20 protein-coding genes, 1 tRNA gene and 2 pseudogenes are annotated in these 24,008 nt (G+C 37.3%); 20 read left to right on the top strand and 3 right to left on the bottom strand.

What is annotated here, in order from left to right:
* Positions 1-8 precede the first annotated feature (8 nt).
* The 4 genes from ACZ9EE_RS07045 to ACZ9EE_RS07030 all read left to right on the top strand — a co-directional run bounded on the left by ACZ9EE_RS07045 (position 9) and on the right by ACZ9EE_RS07030 (position 4,766).
* Positions 9-221 (top strand): YneF family protein, encoded by a 213-nt coding sequence (locus tag ACZ9EE_RS07045; RefSeq protein WP_476025936.1) that lies wholly within the window; start codon positions 9-11, stop codon positions 219-221.
* 399 nt (positions 222-620) lie between these two features.
* Positions 621-821: a cold-shock protein gene (locus ACZ9EE_RS07040; protein WP_098532719.1), complete on the top strand. Its 201-nt coding sequence runs from the start codon at positions 621-623 to the stop codon at positions 819-821.
* Between the two features lie 398 nt (positions 822-1,219).
* Positions 1,220-2,971 carry an ABC transporter transmembrane domain-containing protein gene (locus ACZ9EE_RS07035; protein ID WP_476025935.1) on the top strand — a complete coding sequence of 584 codons (1,752 nt, stop codon included), beginning with the start codon at positions 1,220-1,222 and terminating at the stop codon, positions 2,969-2,971.
* 1 nt (position 2,972) lies between these two features.
* On the top strand, positions 2,973-4,766 hold the full coding sequence (locus ACZ9EE_RS07030; protein WP_476025934.1) for an ABC transporter ATP-binding protein: 1,794 nt from the start codon (positions 2,973-2,975) through the stop codon (positions 4,764-4,766).
* A gap of 35 nt (positions 4,767-4,801) precedes the next feature.
* On the opposite strand, the gene ACZ9EE_RS07025 is transcribed toward ACZ9EE_RS07030, so the two are convergent.
* Positions 4,802-4,954 carry an aspartyl-phosphate phosphatase Spo0E family protein gene (locus ACZ9EE_RS07025; protein ID WP_335500119.1) on the bottom strand — a complete coding sequence of 51 codons (153 nt, stop codon included), beginning with the start codon at positions 4,952-4,954 and terminating at the stop codon, positions 4,802-4,804.
* Between the two features lie 302 nt (positions 4,955-5,256).
* Here ACZ9EE_RS07025 and ACZ9EE_RS07020 point away from each other — a divergent pair, with 302 nt between their 5' ends.
* Both ACZ9EE_RS07020 and ACZ9EE_RS07015 read left to right on the top strand, forming a co-directional pair.
* A complete protein-coding gene (locus ACZ9EE_RS07020; RefSeq protein WP_335499775.1) occupies positions 5,257-5,964 on the top strand; it encodes a cytochrome c biogenesis CcdA family protein in 708 nt (235 codons plus the stop codon).
* Between the two features lie 170 nt (positions 5,965-6,134).
* Complete coding sequence (locus tag ACZ9EE_RS07015) at positions 6,135-6,608, top strand: CcdC family protein (RefSeq protein WP_476025933.1); 474 nt, start codon at positions 6,135-6,137, stop codon at positions 6,606-6,608.
* A gap of 85 nt (positions 6,609-6,693) precedes the next feature.
* On the opposite strand, the gene ACZ9EE_RS07010 is transcribed toward ACZ9EE_RS07015, so the two are convergent.
* Positions 6,694-7,119, bottom strand: a complete 426-nt coding sequence (locus ACZ9EE_RS07010; protein WP_215040895.1) for a DUF2621 domain-containing protein — start codon at positions 7,117-7,119, stop codon at positions 6,694-6,696.
* A gap of 268 nt (positions 7,120-7,387) precedes the next feature.
* Between ACZ9EE_RS07010 and ACZ9EE_RS07005 the strand changes: the two genes are divergently transcribed.
* The 9 genes and pseudogenes from ACZ9EE_RS07005 (at position 7,388) to ACZ9EE_RS06965 (ending at position 15,095) form a co-directional block, all read left to right on the top strand.
* Positions 7,388-7,484 (top strand) — tRNA-Sec (locus tag ACZ9EE_RS07005).
* 139 nt (positions 7,485-7,623) lie between these two features.
* A complete protein-coding gene (locus ACZ9EE_RS07000) occupies positions 7,624-8,577 on the top strand; it encodes a tyrosine-type recombinase/integrase (protein ID WP_476025932.1) in 954 nt (317 codons plus the stop codon).
* A 152-nt stretch (positions 8,578-8,729) separates the two neighbouring features.
* Positions 8,730-9,494, top strand: a complete 765-nt coding sequence (locus tag ACZ9EE_RS06995) for a hypothetical protein (protein WP_476025931.1) — start codon at positions 8,730-8,732, stop codon at positions 9,492-9,494.
* A gap of 153 nt (positions 9,495-9,647) precedes the next feature.
* Positions 9,648-10,898, top strand: a complete 1,251-nt coding sequence (istA, locus tag ACZ9EE_RS06990) for an IS21 family transposase (protein WP_476025930.1) — start codon at positions 9,648-9,650, stop codon at positions 10,896-10,898.
* Positions 10,895-11,646, top strand: a pseudogene (gene istB / locus ACZ9EE_RS06985) (IS21-like element helper ATPase IstB). The gene istA and the pseudogene istB overlap by 4 nt, the downstream one beginning before the upstream one ends.
* A 92-nt stretch (positions 11,647-11,738) precedes the next feature.
* A complete protein-coding gene (locus ACZ9EE_RS06980) occupies positions 11,739-12,542 on the top strand; it encodes a DUF2971 domain-containing protein (protein ID WP_476025929.1) in 804 nt (267 codons plus the stop codon).
* 975 nt (positions 12,543-13,517) lie between these two features.
* Positions 13,518-14,081: a recombinase family protein gene (locus ACZ9EE_RS06975; RefSeq protein ID WP_476025928.1), complete on the top strand. Its 564-nt coding sequence runs from the start codon at positions 13,518-13,520 to the stop codon at positions 14,079-14,081.
* 153 nt (positions 14,082-14,234) lie between these two features.
* On the top strand, positions 14,235-14,372 hold the full coding sequence (locus tag ACZ9EE_RS06970; protein WP_476025927.1) for a hypothetical protein: 138 nt from the start codon (positions 14,235-14,237) through the stop codon (positions 14,370-14,372).
* Between the two features lie 369 nt (positions 14,373-14,741).
* Complete coding sequence (locus ACZ9EE_RS06965) at positions 14,742-15,095, top strand: hypothetical protein (RefSeq protein ID WP_476025926.1); 354 nt, start codon at positions 14,742-14,744, stop codon at positions 15,093-15,095.
* Between the two features lie 388 nt (positions 15,096-15,483).
* Here ACZ9EE_RS06965 and ACZ9EE_RS06960 read toward each other — a convergent pair.
* A protein-coding gene (locus ACZ9EE_RS06960) for an IS3 family transposase (protein WP_476025925.1) occupies positions 15,484-16,604 on the bottom strand; the annotation gives its coding sequence in 2 pieces (ribosomal slippage) (positions 15,484-16,361 and positions 16,361-16,604; 1,122 coding nt in all).
* A gap of 1,305 nt (positions 16,605-17,909) precedes the next feature.
* On the opposite strand from ACZ9EE_RS06960, the pseudogene ACZ9EE_RS06955 reads away from it, so the two are divergent.
* The 5 genes and pseudogenes from ACZ9EE_RS06955 to ACZ9EE_RS06935 all read left to right on the top strand — a co-directional run.
* Positions 17,910-18,242 (top strand): annotated as a pseudogene (locus ACZ9EE_RS06955) (MazG-like family protein); the annotation flags it as partial.
* A 279-nt stretch (positions 18,243-18,521) separates the two neighbouring features.
* A complete protein-coding gene (locus tag ACZ9EE_RS06950; RefSeq protein WP_476025924.1) occupies positions 18,522-19,526 on the top strand; it encodes a substrate-binding domain-containing protein in 1,005 nt (334 codons plus the stop codon).
* A 19-nt stretch (positions 19,527-19,545) separates the two neighbouring features.
* Positions 19,546-21,327 (top strand): sensor histidine kinase, encoded by a 1,782-nt coding sequence (locus ACZ9EE_RS06945; RefSeq protein ID WP_476025923.1) that lies wholly within the window; start codon positions 19,546-19,548, stop codon positions 21,325-21,327.
* A 34-nt stretch (positions 21,328-21,361) separates the two neighbouring features.
* Entirely contained in the window at positions 21,362-22,594 is a 1,233-nt protein-coding gene (locus tag ACZ9EE_RS06940; protein ID WP_476025922.1) for a response regulator transcription factor, read from the top strand.
* Positions 22,595-22,911: 317 nt separating this feature from the next.
* On the top strand, positions 22,912-23,871 hold the full coding sequence (locus ACZ9EE_RS06935) for a substrate-binding domain-containing protein (RefSeq protein WP_476025921.1): 960 nt from the start codon (positions 22,912-22,914) through the stop codon (positions 23,869-23,871).
* The last annotated feature ends 137 nt before the right edge of the window (positions 23,872-24,008 follow it).

Below are 24,008 nucleotides of genomic sequence, written 5' to 3'. Positions count from 1 at the left end.
GAAATTTAATGTTAATTTTTCTAGTTGGTATACTAGCATTAGCAGCTGGTGTAGCACTAGGATTTTTCATTGCTCGCCGATATATGATGAGCTATTTAAAGAAAAATCCGCCAATCAATGAACAAATGTTAAAAATGATGATGATGCAAATGGGAATGAAACCTTCGCAAAAGAAGATCAACCAAATGATGGCAGCAATGAACAAGCAGCAATCTAAATAAATCGGACAAGCACTCATGTAAAATCCTTATCCATAAGGGTTCATCACTGGATGTAAGTAATTAGGAAGATCGGGAGTCTAATGGTTATTCTTTATCATTTTATTACTTACCCCTTCATATTTTAATCCAAAAACCACTTTTTCTGATGAAAACACCGGGAAGGTGGTTTTTTTATGAAGTCAAAGGCGAAAAATCCTTGCCTAAAAATTACTGTCGTAAAAAGATTTCAGATACACATATTGGAAGCCTTGCATACTTTTATAAACTATGTTATTATAAAGAAGAATTATTTTTGTTCGGTGTAAAGGATAGTATAAGATTAAACTTTTCGTCTTGATGATCACTGAGTGCAAGGATAGTAACACATTGTGTGCAAAGCACACAGCAGGAGGAAACAAAATGGAAAACGGTAAAGTAAAATGGTTTAATGCAGAAAAAGGTTTCGGATTCATCGAGCGTGAAGGCGGAGAAGACGTATTCGTTCATTTCTCAGCAATCCAAGGCGAAGGTTTCAAATCTTTAGACGAAGGTCAAGCAGTTACTTTTGACGTTGAGCAAGGCCAACGTGGAGCTCAAGCAGCTAACGTTCGTAAAGCTTAATTAAAAGTAAATGAAAACAGACTCTTTACAGAGTCTGTTTTTTTTATTTATTTTTTTTAAAAAAAACAAGGAGCCCTGCTCACGAATGAGCAGGGCACATGTAAAAAAGTAAATCAAATGGTAGACCCATTGTAGCATACAATCCAGGAATAACCTAATTTATTTTTATATTTAACAAAATAAGTATAAATCGACGTTGGCACTAGGGATAAATGCCATGATGCGAATCGAAATTCAAACGGACAAGTACTCATATTGATGTGGGTGCTTTTTTTTAGCGCTAGTGGTTGATTTCAAAGTATTTATTATTTTGTAAAAATTTGATAAAATAGGTACCTCGGTGTTCGAAGAAATAACCATATAACAAAGGGCTCGTTATGTATTTTGGGGGTGTTTAGTTGAAAGTATTTTTAGAGTTAGGCTGGTTTTTTAAACAAGAGAAAAAAGCGTATCTATCAGGGATGTTCATTTTATTATTTGTGGCTGTCCTGCAGTTAATTCCTCCTAAAGTAATTGGAATCATCGCCGACCAGATTCATGAAGGAACGATCACAACCGTCATGCTGGTGAAATGGGTCGTAGTACTAATTGCAGTGGGACTAACGATGTATGTTCTACGATATTATTGGCGGATTATGATCTTTGGCTCATCCGTCAAGCTTAGCAGGATCCTCCGTGATCGCTTATATAGCCATTTTACGAAGATGTCCCCTTCCTTCTACCAAAAAAGCCGGATTGGGGACCTTATGGCCCACGCAACCAATGACCTATCCGCAATTCAGCAAACGGCCGGCTCAGGAGTGTTAACCCTTGTCGATTCACTTTCTACCGGCGGCTTTGTAATTCTTGCCATGGCCTTTACCATCAGCTGGAAACTGACGTTAATATGTTTAATTCCGATGCCGTTTATGGCGCTGCTGACCAGTTGGTTTGGCACGATGCTGCATAAAAGTTTTCATAAAGCACAAGAAGCCTTTTCCTCTTTAAATGATAAAACACAAGAAAGCATCACCGGAATTAAAGTGATTAAGACATTCGGCCAAGAGCAAGAGGATATTGAGGATTTCCGCAAACAATCAGAAGATGTCGTGCAAAAAAATATTGTCGTAGCCAAAATCGATTCTCTCTATGACCCTACCATCTCCATCATTGTTGGTATCTCCTTTTTTCTATCAATTGCTTTTGGGGCAAAATATGTTCTTAATGGGGAGTTAACGATCGGTGATTTAATCTCGTTTACTACCTATCTAGGTCTTCTAATTTGGCCGATGCTGGCATTTGGCTGGCTGTTTAATATCGTGGAACGAGGTCGTGCTTCCTATGACCGTGTCGCTGCGCTCTTAAGAGAAAAGGTAGAAATTACAGATGATCAAGATGCGTTAGACGTGATGCCAATCGGTGATATTGATTACATGATAAATGAATTTACCTATCCTGGCGACACAAACCCGATTTTAAAAGACATCTTCTTTTCACTAAAGAAAGGTGAGACACTCGGAATTGTCGGGAAAACGGGTGCTGGAAAAACAACGCTGCTCAAGCTTCTCATCCGTGAATTTGAGGGCTATCAGGGTGATATTCTGTTTGGCGGGAAAACGCTTCAGACGTATAAGCTCGAAAAACTTCGGGAAGCCATTGGCTATGTTCCCCAGGATCATTTTCTGTTTTCTGCGACCGTTGCCGAGAATATTGCTTTTACAAACCCGAATATTTCAAGGGAAGAGATCGAAAAGGCAGCAAAACTAGCGAATATTCATGAAGACATTCTTCAATTTACCGATGGCTATCAAACGGTTGTCGGGGAACGGGGTGTCTCTTTATCAGGCGGACAAAAACAACGGATTTCAATTGCCCGCGCCCTGCTGATGAATCCGGAGCTATTGGTGCTGGACGATTCGTTGTCCGCGGTCGATGCGAAAACAGAGGAAGCCATCCTTTCTTCCTTACGACAAAATCGGGAAGGGAAGACGACAATGATTACCTCGCATCGGTTAAGTGCAATTCAGCATGCCAATCTTATTCTAGTTCTTGATGATGGAAAAATCGTGGAGAGAGGGAAGCATGAAGACCTAATGCAACAAGACGGATGGTATAAGGAAATGTATTTACACCAGCAGTTAGAAGAGCTGGTCGAACATGGGGGACGTTAATATGGATGAGAAAACACAATTGTCAGAACGTGAACAACGAAAGGTCTTATACCGTCTTCTTTCCTATACAAAGCCGCACAAAAAAATCATTACCTTCGCCTTTGTCCTGCTGTTGCTTACCACCATTGGCGATATAGTTCTTCCGTTAATTGTGAAAGTCTTTATTGATGATTATTTAACACCAGGAAAGTTTAAGTTTCAGCCTTTATTGATTCTTGGGTCCGTTTATATGGGAATTCAAGTTGTTAAAGCTATTCTCATGTTCTTTCAGTTAGTTAAATTTCAAGAGATTGCTCTCTATATAATCCAACAGCTTCGGATTGATGTCTTTTCCAAAGTACAGTCACTTGGGCTAAGATATTTTGATAAAACACCGGCAGGGAGTATTGTCTCAAGGGTCACCAATGATACGGAAGCGATCAAGGATATGTTTGTAACGGTGATCGCTACTTTTATTCAAAGTGGATTCTTACTGACAGGTATCTTTATTGCGATGTTTTTCTTAAATGTAAAGCTTGCCTTGTTATGTGTGATTATTTTGCCGATCTTATTGTTTGTCATGAATTTATACAGAAAAATGAGCTCCCGTTTTTACCTCGATATGCGGGAGAGATTGAGTCAATTAAATGCAAAGTTGGCCGAATCGCTTTCAGGAATGTCGATCATTCAAGTTTTTCGCCAAGAAAAACGCCTCCGCCAAGAATTTGGTGACATCAATGAGCAGCACTATAATGCTGGAATGAAAAATATTAAGATTGATGGCTTACTGTTAAGACCCGCGATTGACCTTATCTATATCTTTGCCCTGATTCTTGTCTTAAGCTACTTTGGAATCACTTCCTTCGAGCAAAGTATAGAAATCGGTGTAATCTATGCGTTTATCAATTATTTAGACCGTTTCTTTGAACCGATCAATCAAATGATGATGAGGCTTTCGTTATACCAGCAGGCCATCGTTGCTGGCTCGCGCGTCTTTAAATTATTAGACGAAGAGGAACTCGCCCCTGCCCAACAGCTGAAAAAGAGCACGTCGATTGAGGAAGGGAGGATTGAGTTTAAAAATGTCAGCTTCTCCTATGACGGTGAAAGAGATGTGTTAAAAAATATCAGCTTTACAGCCCATCCTGGTGAAACGGTTGCACTTGTAGGGCATACAGGCAGCGGAAAGAGCTCAATTATTAATTTGATGATGCGTTTTTATGAGTTTGAACGTGGGGAGATCTTAATCGACGGGGAATCGATTCGTGCTTACACAAAAGCCGAGTTACGGAATAAAATGGGTCTTGTTCTCCAGGATCCGTTCCTATTTTTTGGAACGGTAAAAGATAATATCCGCCTTCATAATCATGGTCTATCAGATGAACAAATTGAAGAGGCAGCGAAGTTTGTGCAAGCCCATCCGTTTATTGAAAGATTAGAAGATGGCTATCAGCATAAGGTGGTTGAAAGGGGATCTACTTTTTCAAGCGGTCAGCGGCAATTGATTGCCTTCGCACGGACGATCGCCGCTAATCCGAAAATATTGGTCCTTGATGAAGCGACGGCCAATATTGATACCGAAACGGAAGAAATGATCCAAACTGCGTTAGCAAAGATGCGAAAAGGTCGAACAACGATCGCCATTGCACATCGGTTGTCAACGATCCAAGATGCCGATTTAATTCTGGTCTTGCACCAAGGGGAGATTGTTGAGCGGGGCACGCATCAAGAACTGCTTGCCCTGGGCGGACTCTATCATAAGATGTTCCTGTTGCAAAACGGAGCGTTAGAGCGGTTGGAGGATGCAGTGAATTAATAGAAAAAGGCCTGGCATGAATGCCAGGCTTTCCTTTATATTGCAGTTGTTGGAACTTTTTTAATATATATTTTATTATATTCGTTTAATAGTTTATCAAGTTCCTGGCTGTAACGAATTGCAACGGAGGATGTCAAGCCGTTTGTCGTGGCGACTTGAATTAATTCAGCTCGCTTTGTTTCTATCATAGTAATAAGATCTTGTTTCAGCACGGCCGAAGTCCTTTCCGGAGTAACTCCTAAAATTTTTTAGTAAAAAAGTAGAGTCTATAGCCATTAAAAAGGGCATTGTTTTACTAGTATAACCTATATTGTAAATTACTTCAAAGAGATTTGTAAGAAAAAATCCAATTTATTTATTTCTATTTGAAAAAGTTACTTTTTTTTGACGTGTTAACACCGAGACACAAAATATTCACGTTAACCATTATCTTTTGGAGAGCATATTTGTTAGAATGAAGAGGTATCGACTATAGTGGGAGTGTTAATATATGTCTGATGTAAATATATTTATCGCATTAGGGGCCGGCTTTTTAAGCTTTATTTCTCCTTGTTGTTTGCCGCTTTACCCAGCCTTTCTTTCATACATAACAGGAATGTCCGTGGGAGAACTAAAAGATGAAAATGCCATGCTGCAAAAACGAAGCTTGCTGCATACCTTATTTTTCTTGTTAGGTTTTTCGATTATATTTATCGCGATTGGTTTTGGAACCTCATTTCTTGGCAGCTTCTTCTTATCCTATAAAGATCTGATTCGTCAGTTGGGCGGAATCTTTATTGTTTTATTTGGCTTAATGATTGTCGGTGTGTTTAAACCGGAATTTATGATGAGGGATCGCCGCTTTGAATTCAAAAACAGGCCATCAGGTTATATAGGATCCGTATTAATTGGGATGGCATTTGCTGCTGGGTGGACGCCTTGTACAGGACCGATCCTTTCATCCGTCATTCTCTTAGCTGCATCCAATCCTGGTTCAGGCGTGTTATATATGATTGCCTATTCTCTAGGCTTTGCAATTCCATTTTTAATCCTATCGTTCTTCGTCGGCCGGTTGAAGTGGATCAAGAAGCACAGCGGAAAGATAATGAAAATTGGCGGTTATATCATGATCGTCATGGGAATTGTCCTTTTCTTTGACTGGATGACGAAAATTATTATCCTTTTTCAAGGAATGTTTGGCGGCTTTACTGGTTTTTAAGAATTTCCTAGTTTGGAAGTTATTTGGATCTTTCCATCTATTGCATGGATTTCCTTGAACTTTTAAATATTTTAAAGGTAAAAACAGTGATTATTTTTTCTCAAAATTCATCATTTGATATATAATGATTGAGTAAATAATTAGATAAAGATAAGGGATGAATGAATCCAATGAATTACGTAGTTGTTTCTTCAATCGGAGCTGTTATTATGGGCTCTCTTGCTCTGTTTGTTCGGATGAAAGCTGCAAAGAAACCGACCAATGCAAAAAAAATTATCCTGCCGCCATTCTTTATGTCGACTGGGGCATTAATGTATGTGGTACCGGAGTTTCGCTTAACGCCAATGGAAATTGGTGAGGCAATTATTGTTGGCATGCTGTTTTCGATTTTACTGATTAAAACGTCAAAATTTGAAATTCGAGATCATGATATTTATTTAAAACGGTCGAAAGCCTTTATCTACATCCTTGTCGGGTTGTTAATTCTTCGGCTGATTCTAAAAGCAATTTTGAGTACTACGATTGATATCGGACAGTTAAGCGGAATGTTCTTCCTGTTGGCTTTCAGCATGATTGTGCCTTGGCGTGTGGCAATGTACCGTTCTTATATGAAACTCTACCGCGAACTTCATAATAGTAATTGAAATGATGTAAATGATCAACACTGATTCCTCCGGGGGGTCAGTGTTTTTATATGTAAAAGAGAAAAAAACCGCCTTGTTAGGGCGGTTAAAATAGATGTTCATAAGGAGTAACATCTATTTGATTTTGAAAGAGTTTTTTACGTAGAAACTTATGATCCCGTTTTGGAGTAGCTTGAATATAGCCGCGAATAACGAGTTCTTCTGTTATTTTGGAGGCATTTTCTTTTACAGCCAGCTCACCAATTTTTCCTGCAATTTTATGTTTTGCTACATCACGGAATAGTTCCGGCACGGGACTGACAAGATCATTGAGCAGGGCCTTTTCTTCAGGTCCCCAGAGGTGAAGGGATTCATTTACATAATGTTCTTCCCAATCCATGACGGATTTGCCATCTTCCTTTGGCATCTTTTTCAGAAACTTTCGGAACATAAAGAAGCCGCCAATTGAAAAGGAACCTATTAAAAAGACTACCCAAAAAAGGATAAACCATAGAAACCAACCTTGAAGCATGCTATTCACCTACAATAACGATATTATTATCTATTATAGTCTTTTTCTGGGGCGGATGACAAGAATTCGTCACAAGTTTGGCTTTAATCCAATAGTAAAATTGTCATAAGGGAATTGAAATTGCTTGTCGAAAAAATGACAATTGGGTCAAAGTTATTGATTAATACTATTTTCCATTGTAATATGATATCAAGAAAGTGATTTTTTTTAAAAGGTAAAAAGTATGTTTAATGACTATGAATACCTTAGTTTTTATATACAGACATATGGGGCTGAATGGGGTACTGGTGTCCTCCACAGTCTTCAAAACTGCTTGAGACCTGCGTGCCAGGTCTGGTGGGTTCGATTCCCACGCAGTCCCGCCAAAATAAGATTTTCAATCATTTACATAATTTCTTACCTCCACAGTCTTTTGCTCATTTTGAACGAGTCTGTGTGAAACTGAGAAGTCGAAACTGTGTGTGTTCAGAGCCTTCAAATAACTATATTTGGAGGTTTTTTTGTATGCGTAAAGGTGTCAGAAAACACGGAAGAGTTAGCCCAGTCAGAAAGGTAACTGAGACGTTCACTATGTCAGAAATGTTCGAGCGGTTCATGTGGTTTAAACAATCTGAGGGTCTAGCTCCTCGGACTATTGAAGAGTATAAGATTCATTTTCAATGGTTACTTGACTATCTTGAGGGAGACTTATCAAGCGAGGAAATGACACTTGAGGTGTTTCTTGAGTGGGTTGATTTCATGTTAAATGAGAAGGGATTACAACCCACAACGGTTAATATTCGTATAAGAACAATGAGAGCTTTCTTACGCTGGTGCTATCTTGAGGAGCTCATTGAAACTCCAATTCATGAGAAGTTTAAACCAATGAAAACAGCGGAAGACACTATTGAGGCTTTAACTGTTGCGGAAATAAAGACTCTGTTAAATGCTTTTGATGAGTCAACTTATGTTGGTTTCAGAGATAAAGTAATGGTCATGGTTCTACTTGACTCAATGGTTCGTATTTCTGAGCTCCTCGCAATGAAACGCAGCAATGTTGACTTTAAGGCTGGAGTAATTAAGCTGGAGGCAATGAATACGAAAACTAGAAAAGCTCGTGAAGTACCACTCTCTAGTAAGACCATGAAACTACTCAAGGAGTACATGAATGAGTCTGAGGACTTTGGAGAAGACCTTCTTTTCTTAACTTATGACGGTAGAGGAATGATTTCAAACACTTGGAGGACAAGACTCCATGAGGTGGCTGAGGCGGCAAGGATAAAGAAAGCTGTCCGTCCTCATGTTATGCGTCATACTGGAGCATTACTCTATATCATGAATGGAGGAGACCCTTTCAGCTTACAGAAAATTCTTGGTCACTCTGATATGAGTATGACTAGAAAATACATTCAAATGACTAACTTGGACATTAAGCGTCAGCATAATGTTTTCAGTCCACTTAAGAACGTCTTTAAGTAAGCTTTCCTTTATGGAGAGCTTTTTTATTAATATAAGAACAAATAGAAGAGTAAACAAAGGTAAATTGTTGTAGGTCGAAAATAGTGAATAATAGTCAGAATTTGTCTTTTTGGGTTATAATTACGGAATAAAAACATTTAGGGGGAAGTTTCTTGATTAACATAAAAAGCAAACGTTTTTGGATTACTGTTGTAGCATTTTTACTTGCTCCAGTAGTTTTGAATTTTACTATTTTCCAGTTTAGTACACCTTGGACGTATGGAGACGGTGACGAGTGGCTTTCTTTCTGGGGAAACTACACTGGAGGGGTTTTAAGTGCTCTGGTTGCTTATATCATTGCCAACTCGCAAATTCAAAAGCAGTTAAAACTTGATTTGGCAAAAGAAAAATACAATAAAACAATTAATCAGCTACCAGCATTGGTTCGCTTAAAGTTGGAGTTGGAAAAATACATTGGGGAGATGGAAAAAGCAAAGCAAAAAAGAGATGAACTCGAAAGTCAAAAGCCAAACCTTTCAGAGGACGAATACGCACAAGAGCAATACCTTGTTGAGCAGGCTGACCCAGAAGTATATAAGTTTCTTGAGCAAGTGGAAAATGTTGACTTAATCACTTTATTTAATTTTTATAGAGAGTTTTCAAAAGCTTTGATTTATGATTTTAATTATTCTAGACAAAGAGAAAAAGAAATGTTTAGAAGTTTGGTAGGGTTGGCGGTAGGGGAAATTGAAGAAAAAAAAGAATTCAAAGAATTAAATGAAGAAATAACAGACGTTCTCGCTAAGAAAAAGAATGGCTGGGCAACCTTTCGTAATGAGAATATGTTGAATAAAGCCAAAGCATATTTAACTCGATTAGAAAGTGAAATTAATACGGTTAAGTCATTAAAAGACAATGGGGACCCTACCTTTAACTAAAGATTAAATGAATAGGGGAGAGAGGTAAAAATGGATTTACAGTATAATGTAAAAAACGGTGTTAAAATCCCCAATATAAACGGTTAAAAATTCCCCAAAAATAACGGATAATTGTCTCGATACATCAAAAATCTTTTTGAGTGGAGAGGCAATATGTTAAAGGATGGGGAATTTTTTATGATTAGAGAGTTACACCAGAAAGGATGGACTCAAACTGCAATTGCAGAAGAAACCGGGTTTGATAGAAAAACTATTAGGAAGTACATAAATCAAAATCAGCTTCCTAAAAGATCGGGGAGTAAAAAAAGTAAGGTAAGTAAATTAGATGCATACAAAGATTATTTGTTAAAGCGATTGAAAGAAGGAACAACAAATTGTGTTGTTTTGTTAGAAGAGATTCAAGCAATGGGCTATGATGGTCAAATCACTATCCTAAGGGAGTTTATAAGCCCCTACCGGGCAAAACCAAATAAACAATCAAGTATTCGTTTTGAAACTCCTCCAGGTAAGCAAGCTCAAATGGATTGGGGCGAACTCGGAGAGCATGAGGTCGATGGTAAGAGGAAAAAACTTTATGTTTTTGTCATTGTTCTTGGGTATTCGAGAATGAAATACATGGAGATCACAACCTCTATGAATATGGAACAACTGATGAAGTGTCACATGAATGCTTTCTCGTATTTTAATGGTGTTCCTTCTCAGATTCTTTACGATAATATGAAAACTGTAGTGATAAAACATAGTCCAACAGAAATTCGGTTTAATCGCAAATTTGAGGAATTTTTAGCTTACTATGGTATTGTTCCAAAAGCTTGTAAACCAGCACGACCTCAATCTAAAGGTAAAGTGGAAAGTGCAGTCGGATATATGAAGAAGAACTTTATGCAGCGGAAATTGGAGCCTTCCTTGATAAAGATGAATGAGAGTCTACTAGAATGGCTGAATAAAATAGCTAATAAAAAACCAAATCAAACTACTAAAGAAGCCCCCTTTGATCGTTTTGAAGTGGAGCAAGAGAAATTACTAAATTGGAACCAACGACCTTTATTCCCTATGAATAAGTGGACAACTACAACAGTTGACCCACAGGGATTTATCTCTTACGATAACAAACTTTATTCTGTCCCCTTCCGATATAAAGGATCAGAAGTAAAAATTAAAGAGACCTTAGAGCATCATATTGAGGTTTACTACGAACTTGATTGCATTGCCACACATCCGATAATCAAAGGGATTACCCAATCAATTGCACAACTTAAACATTATAAAGAGAACGAAAAAGAAGAGACGAAAGTGACAACTAAAGGTTTGGCGACCGGTCACAATCCTCTCTCTGGTCCAAAAGTGGAACAGCGTTCCCTTCTGGTTTATGAAGAACAGTCAAAGGCTGGTGAATATGAATGAACACTGACCTTTTAACTGAACGTCTTAAAAGTGTAGGTTTTGATATAACCTCAAATTTAATAGAAGGCATTTTGGAAGATGCCTCTAAGAATAATGTATCATATTCTGACTTTCTTAACACGGTGTTATTACAAGAAATTGAAAATAAAGAAAGGAAAAATCTAGATAGAAGGCTAAAAAAATCAAAACTGCCATTCTATAAAAAAATTGAGGATTTTGATTTTGAGTTTCAATCAAGTATAAGCGAACGTAGAATTAAAGAAGCAATGACTTGCCGCTTCATACAAAATGGCGAGAATATATTACTCTTGGGCCCTCCAGGTGTTGGAAAGACTCATCTAGCAATCGGTTTAACAATAGAAGCACTAGAACAAGGAAATACAGCCTATTATACAAGATGCGATGATTTTATTCTGTCATGTAAAAAGGCAGAGCAGCGAGGAACTACTTGTCGCTTGGTAAATAAATTATCAAAGCCCGATGTTTTAATTATTGATGAAATGGGATACTTTCCATTTGATGACCTTAGTGCAAATTTATTGTTTCAGATCATTTCAAAAGATATGAGCATGGATCGGTCATTATTACATCCAATAAATCCTACGTTGAATGGGGAAAGATATTTGGAGATGACGTTTTAGCAACTGCTGTCCTCGACCGTTTATTGCATCACTCTACAACGTTTAATATTAAAGGACAATCATATAGATTAAGAGAAAAACAACGGGCAGGCGTTCAACCTATTTAAGGTTGAACGCTGAAATTGGGGAATTTTTGACCGTTGTAAATGGGGAAAAATAAACCGGTGTTGACAATAAAGGAAAAGCTTATTTTCACGCTATGGAGTTTGAGTCTGTATATGATTACAGCGAGCATTATAAAGTTAAAGATAATCCTACTGTTTGGAAGTACATGGGTTTAGATAAGCTTGAATCATTGTTAAAAAACGAAGCTTTGTTCTTTGCTAAACCTAGTGCTTTTGAAGACAATCTTGAGGGAAGCTATTCACACTGGGATATTGAGCAATATGAGGCTGAGGGGGAACTCCCTTTTATCACATCAAGAGAATACATGAAGAAGGTTCAAGGGTTTTCCGCTATTTGTTGCTGGCATATCAACAAGTTTGAGTCAGCTGCTATGTGGGACTTATATCTTGGTGGAAAAGATGGAGTAGCTATTAAAACGAATTATAATAATCTATATAATTCCATTACAGATTTAAGATACAGAGTGTTTTCTGGTAGATTACAATATATTGACTTTAAAATGGAAATGACAAGCAGAAACATTTACGACACCTTGTTTTATAAAAGGAAGTCATTTTCCCACGAGAACGAGCTCAGGTTAATGATTATTGCGAGTAGGATTGATGAATGGTATTTGGAGAAGGTTTTTGAAAGACAAGGTATTCATTATTCAGCGTGGGAGGAAAAAATGGAAGAGCTTGAAGAGCAGTCTTATAAGTTTTCACATAAGACGGGAACTCTGGTTTCTTGTGAGCTTGATAAACTGATTGACAAAATTTATGTCTCTCCAAGGAGCTCTCAAGAGGTAGTAGATAAGGTGACTGAAATGGTTACTAAATACGGATTAAATCAAGACAAGGTAATTCAATCTGACTTGTATGAGGATTTTATTTATTAAACTTTCTACGCCACCTCATGAGTCAAGAATTATTGAGAATAGATTATCACCACCTCCTTAGCTCTTATGAAATAAGAATCTCACCAAATGGGAAACTAAAAATTGCTTGGACTCCCTTAGAGCTGTCTATTGTCCTCTTTGCCCGTTCTATGAGGTAGGTGGGAAATCGAACAGGAAGGGGTCTGAGAATGGGTTTGGAAGGTACTCTTAGTGAGGTTAAGCTCTGGAGCTGGGCTTGTTCTGGAAACTAAAATAGTTAGTAAAATAGACAAGACCAATTGAAAAAAAGAGCTGTCTAAATAAGCTACTTTAATCGAATAACATAAAAAATAAGATAGAGCTGTCTAATTAGATTTATGCTCTTGAGTTGTTCCCTTGAGCTGGAGCTCAGCTAATAAGATTTAACTTGTTAATGGGTTAGTGAGGAGGGAGAGTTTTTGAGTTGGACTCTTGGGTTTACCTCTTGAGGTAGCTCAAAACACTCTTACACTCCCCTCGATACGGTCACTTTTGAGTTAAAACTAACCAGCTCTATATTTTTATAAAATAACAATTGAGTAGGCAGCTCAGCGACAATGCTATATATTTCACGGATTTAGGGAGCTAATTTAATTGAAAGCTCCTCTTTTTTGTCTTTGGAGACCGCTCTAAAGCACCTCTCTAACCTCTTCATAAGCCGCCAAAGCAAAGCCTTCTCATGGTTAAGAGACCCTCTGAGAGCCCTCATGAGACCTCCTTTAAAGTGCCTTCTCAGTAAAGAACAACCCAAGACACCAAGAGCATTTAATGAAATGGCTCATAAGCTTTCTCATAAACGTTCGTTATTGATAGAGCAAACGAGAAGCTACCTCCAGAGCATAACTTCAAGAAATTTTCTTTCTCAAAACTCTTTATTATAATCAAATTATCATTATTGACTCTATTACCCCTTTTTGATAAGGTTTCCTCAAAAAGAATAACCGAGGAGGAGCACTTATGAAATTTGGCTATGCAAGGGTAAGCACTAAAGAGCAGTCTCTTGATTTGCAAATTGACGCTCTCACACAAGCTGGAGCTGAGAAGGTGTTCCAAGAAAAAATGAGCGGAACCGTGGCAGACAGACCCCAGCTCATGGAGTTATTCAAAGTTTTACGCAAAGGAGACACTCTTATAGTCTACAAGCTCGATAGAATTGCCAGAAGTACAAAGCATATGCTTGAGATAGCTGAGGAGCTGGAGGATAGAGGAGTGGAGCTGGTGAGCTTGAGGGATAGCATTGACACCTCAACAGCCATTGGAAAAGCAATGTTTAAAATGCTTGCTGTCCTTGCTGAAATGGAAAGAGACATAATTAGTGAACGGATTAAAGCTGGGCTTGAGAGTGCAAGAGCCAGAGGAAAGAATGGAGGAAGACCCAAGAAGAGCCAGCTCAAGGTTAAGCGAGCATTAAAGCTTTATGACTCCAAGGAGTACAGCACTAAAGAAATAGCTGAAATGACTGGAGTAAGTGTTGCTACACTATACAGAAAAATACGAGAACGAGAAGGAGCTGGCTCATAAGAGTTGGCTCTTTTCTTTTTGTTAGTAGCTGAGTTGTACCTCTTGGGGTTGGCTTCCTCAGTAAATAACGAGGCAGCTCTCTTATTCTGACACCTCTCTTTTCCTCGGTTATTTGATTTATCAACCCCTCGTACTAACCTTTGGAGTCCTCTAATGGAGAAAGCTCTGGAGGCTTTCTCTGGTCTTGCAACAGCGTGGGGAATAATAAGCCAGCTCAAAAGAGAGTGCATAAGAGAGCCAGCTCTGGAGCTATTACTGGAGGAGAACCATAAGACACCAGCTCAAAGGTAAACACTGGGGTAACGGAGAGACCAAGGGAGAGAGCAAGAGACCCAGCTCATAAGAGAACTCAAAAAAAATTTTTATTTTTGCTTATTAAAGAGAACTGTATTGAGTTGTCCTCCTCAGCTAACAAATAATGGCGGCTCTTGTTATAAAGGTTGTCAAAAATCTGAGGGGAGGGGGGTGTTTCACACACGGATAGTGCCATTTGCAGAAACTATAATAATAGAAGAAAATTTTCTTAGTTACCCCCAAGAGTCCACCTCTGGAGCTCCCTCTCAAAAGCCAAATGTTTTTATGTAATTCTACCTAGTCCATTCCATAATTTAGTGATATTCTAATTCTATTAGTATAGTGAATTACTGGAAGGTGAGTTAATTGTTAACTGATTTTAAAGTTGGTCAACCAGTTTTCATCATAGAAAATAACTATGTATATGAAGGAAAAGTTACTCGCTTTTTAAACCCAAAAGAAGCAATGATTACTTCTGAGAGTCTTTATTATCCAGCAAAGGGATTTAAGAGAACCTATGGGGTTCATTTCTTCATGACACGTCAGAAAGCTGAGAAGGTGGTTGCTGTTCTTCAAGAAGAGCACAAGAAAAAAAGACTTGAGGAAGAACAAAGAAGAGAACAAGAGAGAGGAAGGGCAGTACAAGAGGCAAAAAAGTTAATTTGCAACTCGTGTGGTTTACCAATTGTAAAGTTTGGTCATTGCGGTTGCAGTTATTAGTTAGTCTAAAATGAATAAAGAAGTTGTCCTTATGAGTTGAGCTAATAAGCCAGCTCATATATTTTTCTCTTTGTCCCACAGAAGCAAGCTCTAAACTGTATTCCAGATTGTATTCTCATTTGATTTCCACTCCTCCAGCTTGTTCTGGAAGTCTCCTCCTCAAGTAACAGCAAGGGAGGAAAAGCTCCTTCGAGCCTTCCACTTTGGAGGGATTCTTACTTCCGTAAGAGTTTAAATGAGGTGGTGGCTGCTCCTCAGTTAAAATGCAAAGCTCCTCAAGAATATTTACTCCAGTTTTTCCTCCTCGGTTATTTACAAGACCAAAAAAGTATTACTAATTCATACACCTCATATTTTTGTTGATTATTATTGGTATGTCAACACTAAACTAGACAATTTTTTTAAGGTGCTCTTTTTTATAATCAATTGGGCTTAAATATCCAAGTGTCCCGTGAATTCTTATGTAATTGAACCAATGAACATAATCAACCAATTCTAATTTTAACTGTTCTAAAGTTTCGAAATACATCCCTTTTACAAACTCTGTCTTGATAATCTTGAATGTAGCTTCAGCTACCGCATTATCATACGGACATCCCTTCATGCTTAATGACCGCTTAATTTTAAAAGTGTCGAGTGCTTCATCAATTATCTTGTTTTTAAATTCATTTCCTCGATCTGTATGAAACAACTTAATTTTATTTAAATTTGCTTTAATAGTTGATAAAGCCCGATAGACTAATTGTGCATCTTTATTTGGGCCGACGCTATTTCCTACTATCTCCCGATTATAAAGATCGACAAATAAACATATGTAATGCCATCGATCTCCGACTCTTACATATGTTAAATCACTTACTACAACTTTTAATTCCTTTTGTTGAACAAATTCTCTTTTCAGTACATTTTCTACTTTTGATTCATTACACTTATCTACTACATGTGGTTTAAACTGTGCAACTGTATATTTAGATACAAGCCCATTTTCTTTCATAATTCTGCCGATTCGTCGCCTGGATGCGATTATACCAAGCTTTTTTAATTCATGTTTAATTTTACGGGTTCCATAGTTCTGACGGCTTTTATGAAATATATCTATTATGGTTACCGTAAGTTCATCCTCTGCTTTAGATTGTTCTTTTGCTTCATAATAATAGGTGCTTCTTGAAAGTTGAAGGACGTCGCACATTGCTGATATCGAGTATTTGTGCCGATTATGTTTGATCACATTTACTTTCGTCCTAGTATCAGCGCAGCTTGCTTTAAAATATCATTTTCCATCAGTAAACGTTGGTTTTCTTTTCGGAGTTTGATTAACTCTGTATCTTCTGGTGTTCTATTTTCTTTCTCCTGAAATGAACCAGATGTTTGGCTTTGTTTAACCCATTTGTCTAATGCCGAAGGCGTTAAATCATATTCATTAATAATATCTCTTCTTGATTTACCACTTTCATATAACTTGACCATTTGAGATTTAAATTCTGAAGTATAGGTTCTTCTTTCTCTCATTTCTAAGTCTCTCCTTAACTGAATAAAGATGTCGTAGACTACCAAAATAGTGGGATAATACCGAAACTTGACATGGAGCCTCTACGGGCATGCTTTCCCGCCTAGGAAGCCAGCTATTAAACAGACCTGGCCCGCCGACAAGGCTAGCATACCCGCCTCTCCACATAAAGTTTCTGGCATGGATTTCTTATGACTATCTTGCAGTATGCCCAAATTGGGTGGTTGGTCTACTTGACCTTAATTTTATTGTCCAGTTAAGTGTAGCCGGTTCAAATAACATGAACTCTGTACGAAAGTGCCATCCAGTCTGGATGGTTTTTTATGTTGTAAATATTCCACCCTTTAACCCTCTGGTTTGAGGGTGGATGAACTATCAAACTTAAAGTTAACCGATCTTGATTTGGAGTTATGACGTTTAACTAGTCGTACAGTTCGTATTGGACAAGGGAACCGTCCAAAGATTCCTTCCCTTCCCAACTATCCGACTCAACGGACTGTTGTGGAAAGTATTGTATTTAGATTGAAAAGTTTCAAAAAAGCACTAATCCCAGTAATAGCTAGGATTTATAATAGGTCAAGAAAAGTTTCGAAAAATATTTACGAGACTTTTGTATTTACGAAGGATTTTAAACCTTGTAATCAATTTAAGTTGATCTATCCAAGTTAGCTGGCTATAGGAATATTAATTTATTCGAAAAATAATAATATATATTTCGATATATATGCTATTAATCTCTTATATTATATAATTGTTGTTATTTCTGATTGTATTGTATAATTCATTATTATTTTTTTAATACTCATTATATTAATAAATACTCAGAGATAATAGGTAGGCCCATAGTGTATCTTTAACAATAAATGATCTTTTTAAGTGTTCGTTAATAGCAAGATGTGGCAAATTGGTGACGAAGATGAGTCTTCGTCTTCCTCGTATTTTCTGTAATGTGAAAGGACGTCCCATGAATGAGTGCGGAACGTCCCTTTTTGTGTGTAACAAAACAGTTGTTGGTGTGAGAGAGTGAGCATTCAACAGGAGAAAAAATTGAAAATTTATGAAAAGAAAGTTACTGGAGTTAAATAGTATAGAGTGTGAGTTAGTAAAACAAACTTGCATTACTATTGTATTATTAAAGATTAAATAGATGGATAAAAATGGTGTATAGTATTATTATAACAACCGCTAAATTTGACTACGTAAAGTAAAGGAGAATGATGCAGTTATAGTTAAGCGGCTAAATGGATTAATTACAATTGAAACTTATGCAACATTTTATCAAACGATAAAAGAAACTAGGTGTAAATATGGAAATCAGAGAACTAACTGAAAAAGTGATTGAATTTAGAGATGATCGTAGTTGGCAGCAATTCCACAACCCTAAAGATCTAGCTGTATCTCTTTCACTTGAAGCAAGCTAACTTCTTGAAAACTTTCAATGGAAAATCAGTGAAGAAGCAGTTTAAGTCAATTTGGAAAATATTAAGGATGAACTAGCTGATGTTTTAATCTATGCTATGTTATTAGCAAATGACTTGGGTTTGGATGTAGAGAAGATTGTAAAGTACAAAATAGGAAAGAACGAAATGAAGTATCCTGTAGAAAAAGCTTATGGTGTTAAAACAAAATACAGATCTATAGGAGAAAGTAAATTAAAAAAGGCTCTATACGAAGATACTGTCACAGATAAACATAAGATTTTAGGAAATTAACTAGAGATGTTTTAGAAGCTGAAATTAACAAATTGCTATAATTTAAACTATACTAAAGTTATAAAGTTATATAGATAAATATCCGATGTATCCCTATTCACAGATAAGAGATTTAGGTTAGCGTATAGTATAGTATAGTATAGTATAGGATGCCTGTTCGTCTATATAATGAATAGATTTATCATTCAGCATTGAGAGGGGTTTCAAGTGAAAAAGCTTTTATTTGTTTATGCTTTATTAATCGTTGCCTTTCTAGTATATTTAATAAATTTTCAATCTCGTGAGGCAAACGCAAGTCTTGAGGGAAACCCAAAAGGGATGCACGGAGACATTGATGAGAAATATGTCATGGTTACATTCCAAGCAGGGGCAGATTACTGGAAAAATATATTGAAAGGATTTGAGGATGCATCACAGACACTTAACGTTTCCGTTGAATATCGTGGTGCAGCCCAATATGATGTTAAAGAACAAATCACGGTTCTTGAGCAGGTAATTGCAAAAAAACCATCAGGCATTGCGATTTCCGCCATACACCCGGATGCACTGGATGTAACGATCTATAAAGCCATTAATGCTGGTATTCCGGTGGTACTATTTGATTCTGATGCCCCCAAAAGCAATGCCTATTCCTATATAGGAACAAATAATTATAATGCAGGGGTAACAGCAGCCCATGAAATGGCGGATATGCTCAATTATAAGGGTAAGGTAGCCGTCATCACTCTATCAAATCAACAAAATCAAATCGACCGATTGAATGGGTTCCAAGAGACAATTGAAGGGCAATACCCTAACATTAAAGTGGTCGCTGTTAAAGACGGTAAAGGGAATCAATTGGTGTCAAAACAAGTTGCCACTGATATTTTAAAGCAATATCCGGATTTAAAAGGAATTTTTGTAACCGAAGCAAATGGAGGCGTTGGGGTGGGGGAGGCTGCGATTCTCTTAAATAAAGTTCCTCAAGTTAAAATAATTGCTTTTGATACTGATAAACAAACGCTTGACATGGTAAAGGACGGAACGATAACGGCTACCGTTGCTCAGGGAACCTGGAACATGGGTTATTGGTCTTTGCAATATTTGTTCCATGTTAAACATGAACTGATTAAACTTCCAAATGATCCTTATGCACACGATATTCTTCCAAAAATGGATACGGGCATTACGGTAGTGTCTAGAAAAAATGTAGAAAACTATTATGCAAAATAGGCAGCCTTGGAATTGAGTGATGATGTTGAAAAAAATAACCTCTTTAGAAATAAATGATTTACCAATTCGTTATAAAATAATAGCTTTATTGCTCATAATCAGCATTTTACCTTCCATCGGTTTTGGCTCGTTGATTAGTATGGCCGTAGATAAAATCATGGAAAAACAGGCAACGAAGCATACACTACAATTAATTGGACTGGCAAACAAATCGTTAGAATCGTACGTGGAAAATATGCAGGATATCTCCTATCTTGTCTCATTCAATCCGGATATCATCCATTTTCTCCAGGATGCTGAAGCCACAAATAGTCAGTACCAAATGCAGCAATTTTTGCAAGGGTTTACAACCGTTAACCCTGAAATTGCGGGGATCCTTGTGATAAATGATGAAGGTAAATATATCAGCAATGAGATGTATACTCGTAATATTAAATCATTAATAAAGGAAGATTGGTATCGGGAAGCAATTGAGAATAATGGTATTTTTAAGATTATTGGCCATCCGGCGGATAGAAGTGTCAGAACTCATGTGAATTATAAGAATAGTGAAATTGTTTCTGGCGTTCGGGCAATCCTGGATCCCGATACGCAGACGGTGACTGGTGTCATCTTAATAGATTTAAAATTGCGGGTGATATCTGAAATAATTGAAGATATAAAATTAGGGAAAACAGGTTATTTAATGGTCATAGATGATGAGGGGGATGTCATCTATTCACCTCAAGATTCTTTAGTCGATAAGATACAGCTAGGTTGGTTTAAAAAAGGTTCATCAGGCACATTCTCCAAAAAGATCGAAGGGAAAAACATGCAATTCATCTATAGAAAGTCCCAATTTTCGAATTGGACGACAATCGGGGTATTTCCAACAAATGAATCGGTTATGGAGGTACAGCAAATTAACTTTTACGTAATTAGTTTTTTATTTATCGTTTTTGCGTTTGGAATTGGTGCGTCATATTATTTATCTTTTTCAATGTCAAGGCCCATTAATCAATTAAATACTTTTATGAATCAAGCTGAGTCAGGGGATTTATCAATTCGCTATAAGGGCAAACGTACAGATGAAATTGGGATGCTGGGGCGCAGTTTTAACACCATGCTGGACCAAATTAACAAACTAATCTCCCTTACCGAAATTCAGGGAAGGCAAAAGCGGGAAGCGGAATTACGGGCACTGCAATCCCATATCAAACCTCATTTTTTATACAATACGCTTGACACCATAAATTGGATGGCGCGGAAAAAAGGGGCATTGGATGTAGCTGAAGTCGTGGATTCCTTATCACAGCTTTTTCGGATTGGTTTAAGCAAGGGTAATGACCTGATTCCATTGGCAAATGAAATAGAGCATATTGAGAGTTATTTAAAAATCCAAAAAGCAAGATATAAAGATAAATTGAATTATAGTATTTCGATCGACCCAAAACTTGCTAATATATCAGTCATAAAGCTTGTATTGCAGCCAATCGTTGAAAATGCCATCTATCACGGCATTAAAGAAAGGCGGGGCCCAGGCCATATTTCGATTACCGCGGAAGGACATGAACAAAATTTAGCTCTTTGTGTAAAGGACGACGGAGTGGGCATCGAAGAGGAAAGATTAGCTGCACTACGTGAAAATCTAGCCGTTAACTTTAATAGTTTGGAAGAAACGAAGAAAATAAAAACTATTGGTTATGGGGTTATGAATGTTCAAGCAAGAATTAAGCTATCGCATGGGGATCCATATGGTTTATACATTGATAGTTTAAAAGGAAAAGGTACAACCGTTAATATTCTTCTTCCTTTGAATTGATAAATATAGATCCTAATCTAATGGGGTGTTATGCTTGAAGCAACTTTTAAAAGTATTAATTGCAGATGACGAGCCAAATATTCGAGAAGGAATCCGGTATTCAATCGACTGGAATAAAATTGGGATGGAAGTAGCAGCGGAAGCTGAAGATGGTGAGGAGGCATTAGAATTGGCGCTGAAATATGAAGTGGATATTCTATTAGCCGATTTGAACATGCCAATTATGAATGGACTGAGTTTAATTAAAAATATCCGGGCAAGCCTTCCTAAATGCAGAGTCGTGATCATTTCAGGCTATGATGAATTTAGCTATGCACAGGAAGCTTTACGGTTACAAGTGGAGGATTATATTTTAAAGCCAATCAAACCAGAAAGTTTAACTGAAGTTCTTAAAGAAGCAGCAAGTAAACTACAGACCATTACAGCTGAAAGAAAGTATTTAGAAATTGCCTCAAGTCACATTTCGCAAAATACATTGTTGATTAAAGAACAGTTTTGTCGAAATTGGGTTGAAGGAAATCTGACAGCTAATGAAATTAAAGAGCAGTTGCAATTTTGGAGGCTCCCGGAAAAAGTGCCTCATTTGATGGTGGTCGTTCGCAGTAAGGAATTGGAGATGAATCAGCCTCTAATTCAAGGGACGGATAAGGAACTATTTCTATTTGGGATAAAAAACATTATTTTAGAAGTGTTGGAAGAACAGCAAAAGCTGGTTTTTAGTGATCAATCTGGGCTGCTTTTTATCCTATTGTGGGGACAGGTTCAAGAAGAATCTTTTTCAAAAATAGAAATGAGTATCGAATCCTATTTACAGTTGTCCCCGACTCTTTATTCAGAATCCATTCCAGGAGATTTTGATGTGATTCCTGCTGTTTACGAAAGTTGTAAAACGAAGGTTCATGAGGATTCGCAAATTTCTCCGATTGTAAGACGCGCAAAGAAATACATACGTCAACAATATTCGAATCCTGAGCTGACCCTGGAATCAATTGCCCAACAATTACAAGTTTCATCCGTATATTTAAGCCGGATGATTAAACAAGGATTGGGAATATCCTTTACAGGTTTGGTTACTGATATGAGAATAAAAAAAGCGATAAAGCTGCTGAATTCTACCAATTTGCAAGTATATGAAATTGCAGAACAAGTCGGGTATGAATCCCAGCATTATTTTAGCACTGCCTTTAAAAAAGTTGTAGGTGTTTCTCCAAATCAATATCGAAAAGGTGCTACACAGCAGCTATCCATGACGATTACGAGCAGCTAAAATCGATTTAAGCGCCTTTCGCTCCAATCAACAGCCATATTTAGCAGAGCCAAAAAATAAAAGGAATAAAAATTGGACTGCAAAGTCCAATGATCTTCAAAAGGGCGAGCACCTGCTAGCAACAGCGTGCTTCCCTTTTTGTTTTGTGTTTAAATTTTATTAGAAGAACGTAAGCGCTTTTATAAAAGTTAAATTTTTATAAAAATTGTTAATTTATTAAAAAGACAGGTTTGGATGACCTTGGTAAGATGTCTTTAGGGAAAGGGCTTACATCCCGGCTCAAAAAAATATCAACATTAAAAAGAGGGGGCATACCAATGAAAAAATTAGTGTCAATTTTCTTAGTTGCATTGCTGACTTTTGCGTTAGTTGCATGTAACAAAAACGAACAATCCAGTGGTTCGGCTGGAAAAAAATCTAAAGATCATTACGTTTTTGGTTACACATCCATGACACAGAACAATCCATTCTTCCAAGTGCTTGAAAAATCCATCCGCGAAAAGGTAGAGGCAAATGGCGACAAGCTAATTACCACGAATCCAGCAATGAACGTGGAGCTTCAAATTAATCAAATTGAAGACATGATTGCTCAGGGAATTGATGCAATCTACTTAAATCCAGTGGATTGGGAAGGAATTAGACCTGCATTAGTGATGCTGGAAGAAGCCAATATACCGATCATCAACTATGATACAGAAGTTAAAGACTTTAAATATGTGACCGCTTACGTTGGTTCTGATAACAAAAATGCAGGAAGAGTGGATGGCCAAGATCTTATCAAAAGATTTCCAAACGGCGGAAAGATTGCAGTCCTTGACAGCCCGACAATGAATTCTATCAATGATAGAATCGCAGGGTTCATGGAAGCAATTAAAGGGAAAAATTTTAAAATTGTAGCACAGCAAGATGCTAAAGGGGATCTACAAACAGCTCTTGGCATCACTGAAGATATCCTTCAAGCTCACCCTGATATTGTTGCAATCATGGGTGGAAATGATCCAACTGCATTAGGTGCTTTAGCAGCAGCAAAAGCCGCGAATAAAACCAACATTGCCATTTATGGTGTAGATGGTTCTCCTGATGCCAAAGCAGCAATTAAAGAAGGCGGACCACTTGTTGGAACAGGTGCACAATCACCAATTTCAATTGGACAAAGATCAGTTGATGTAGCATATAAAGTGTTAAAAGGTAAAAAGTTTGAAAAGAGAAATCCAGTAGAGACATTCTTAATCAACAAAGATAATGTAGATAAATACGGTACAGATGGATGGCAGTAAGCAGCAGTAAATAATGCTTTAGATTAATGGGTGACTCAACACATAAGTGTCAGCTTTCTTAATACAAGTATAGGAAATACAAGAAGAAACAACTATATTTTGTAGTAGATTGGGCTAGGATTCACTTATCGGTCACC

The organism is Bacillus sp. URHA0034, from assembly GCF_056280405.1.
This window is presented reverse-complemented; position numbering and strand designations above follow the sequence as displayed.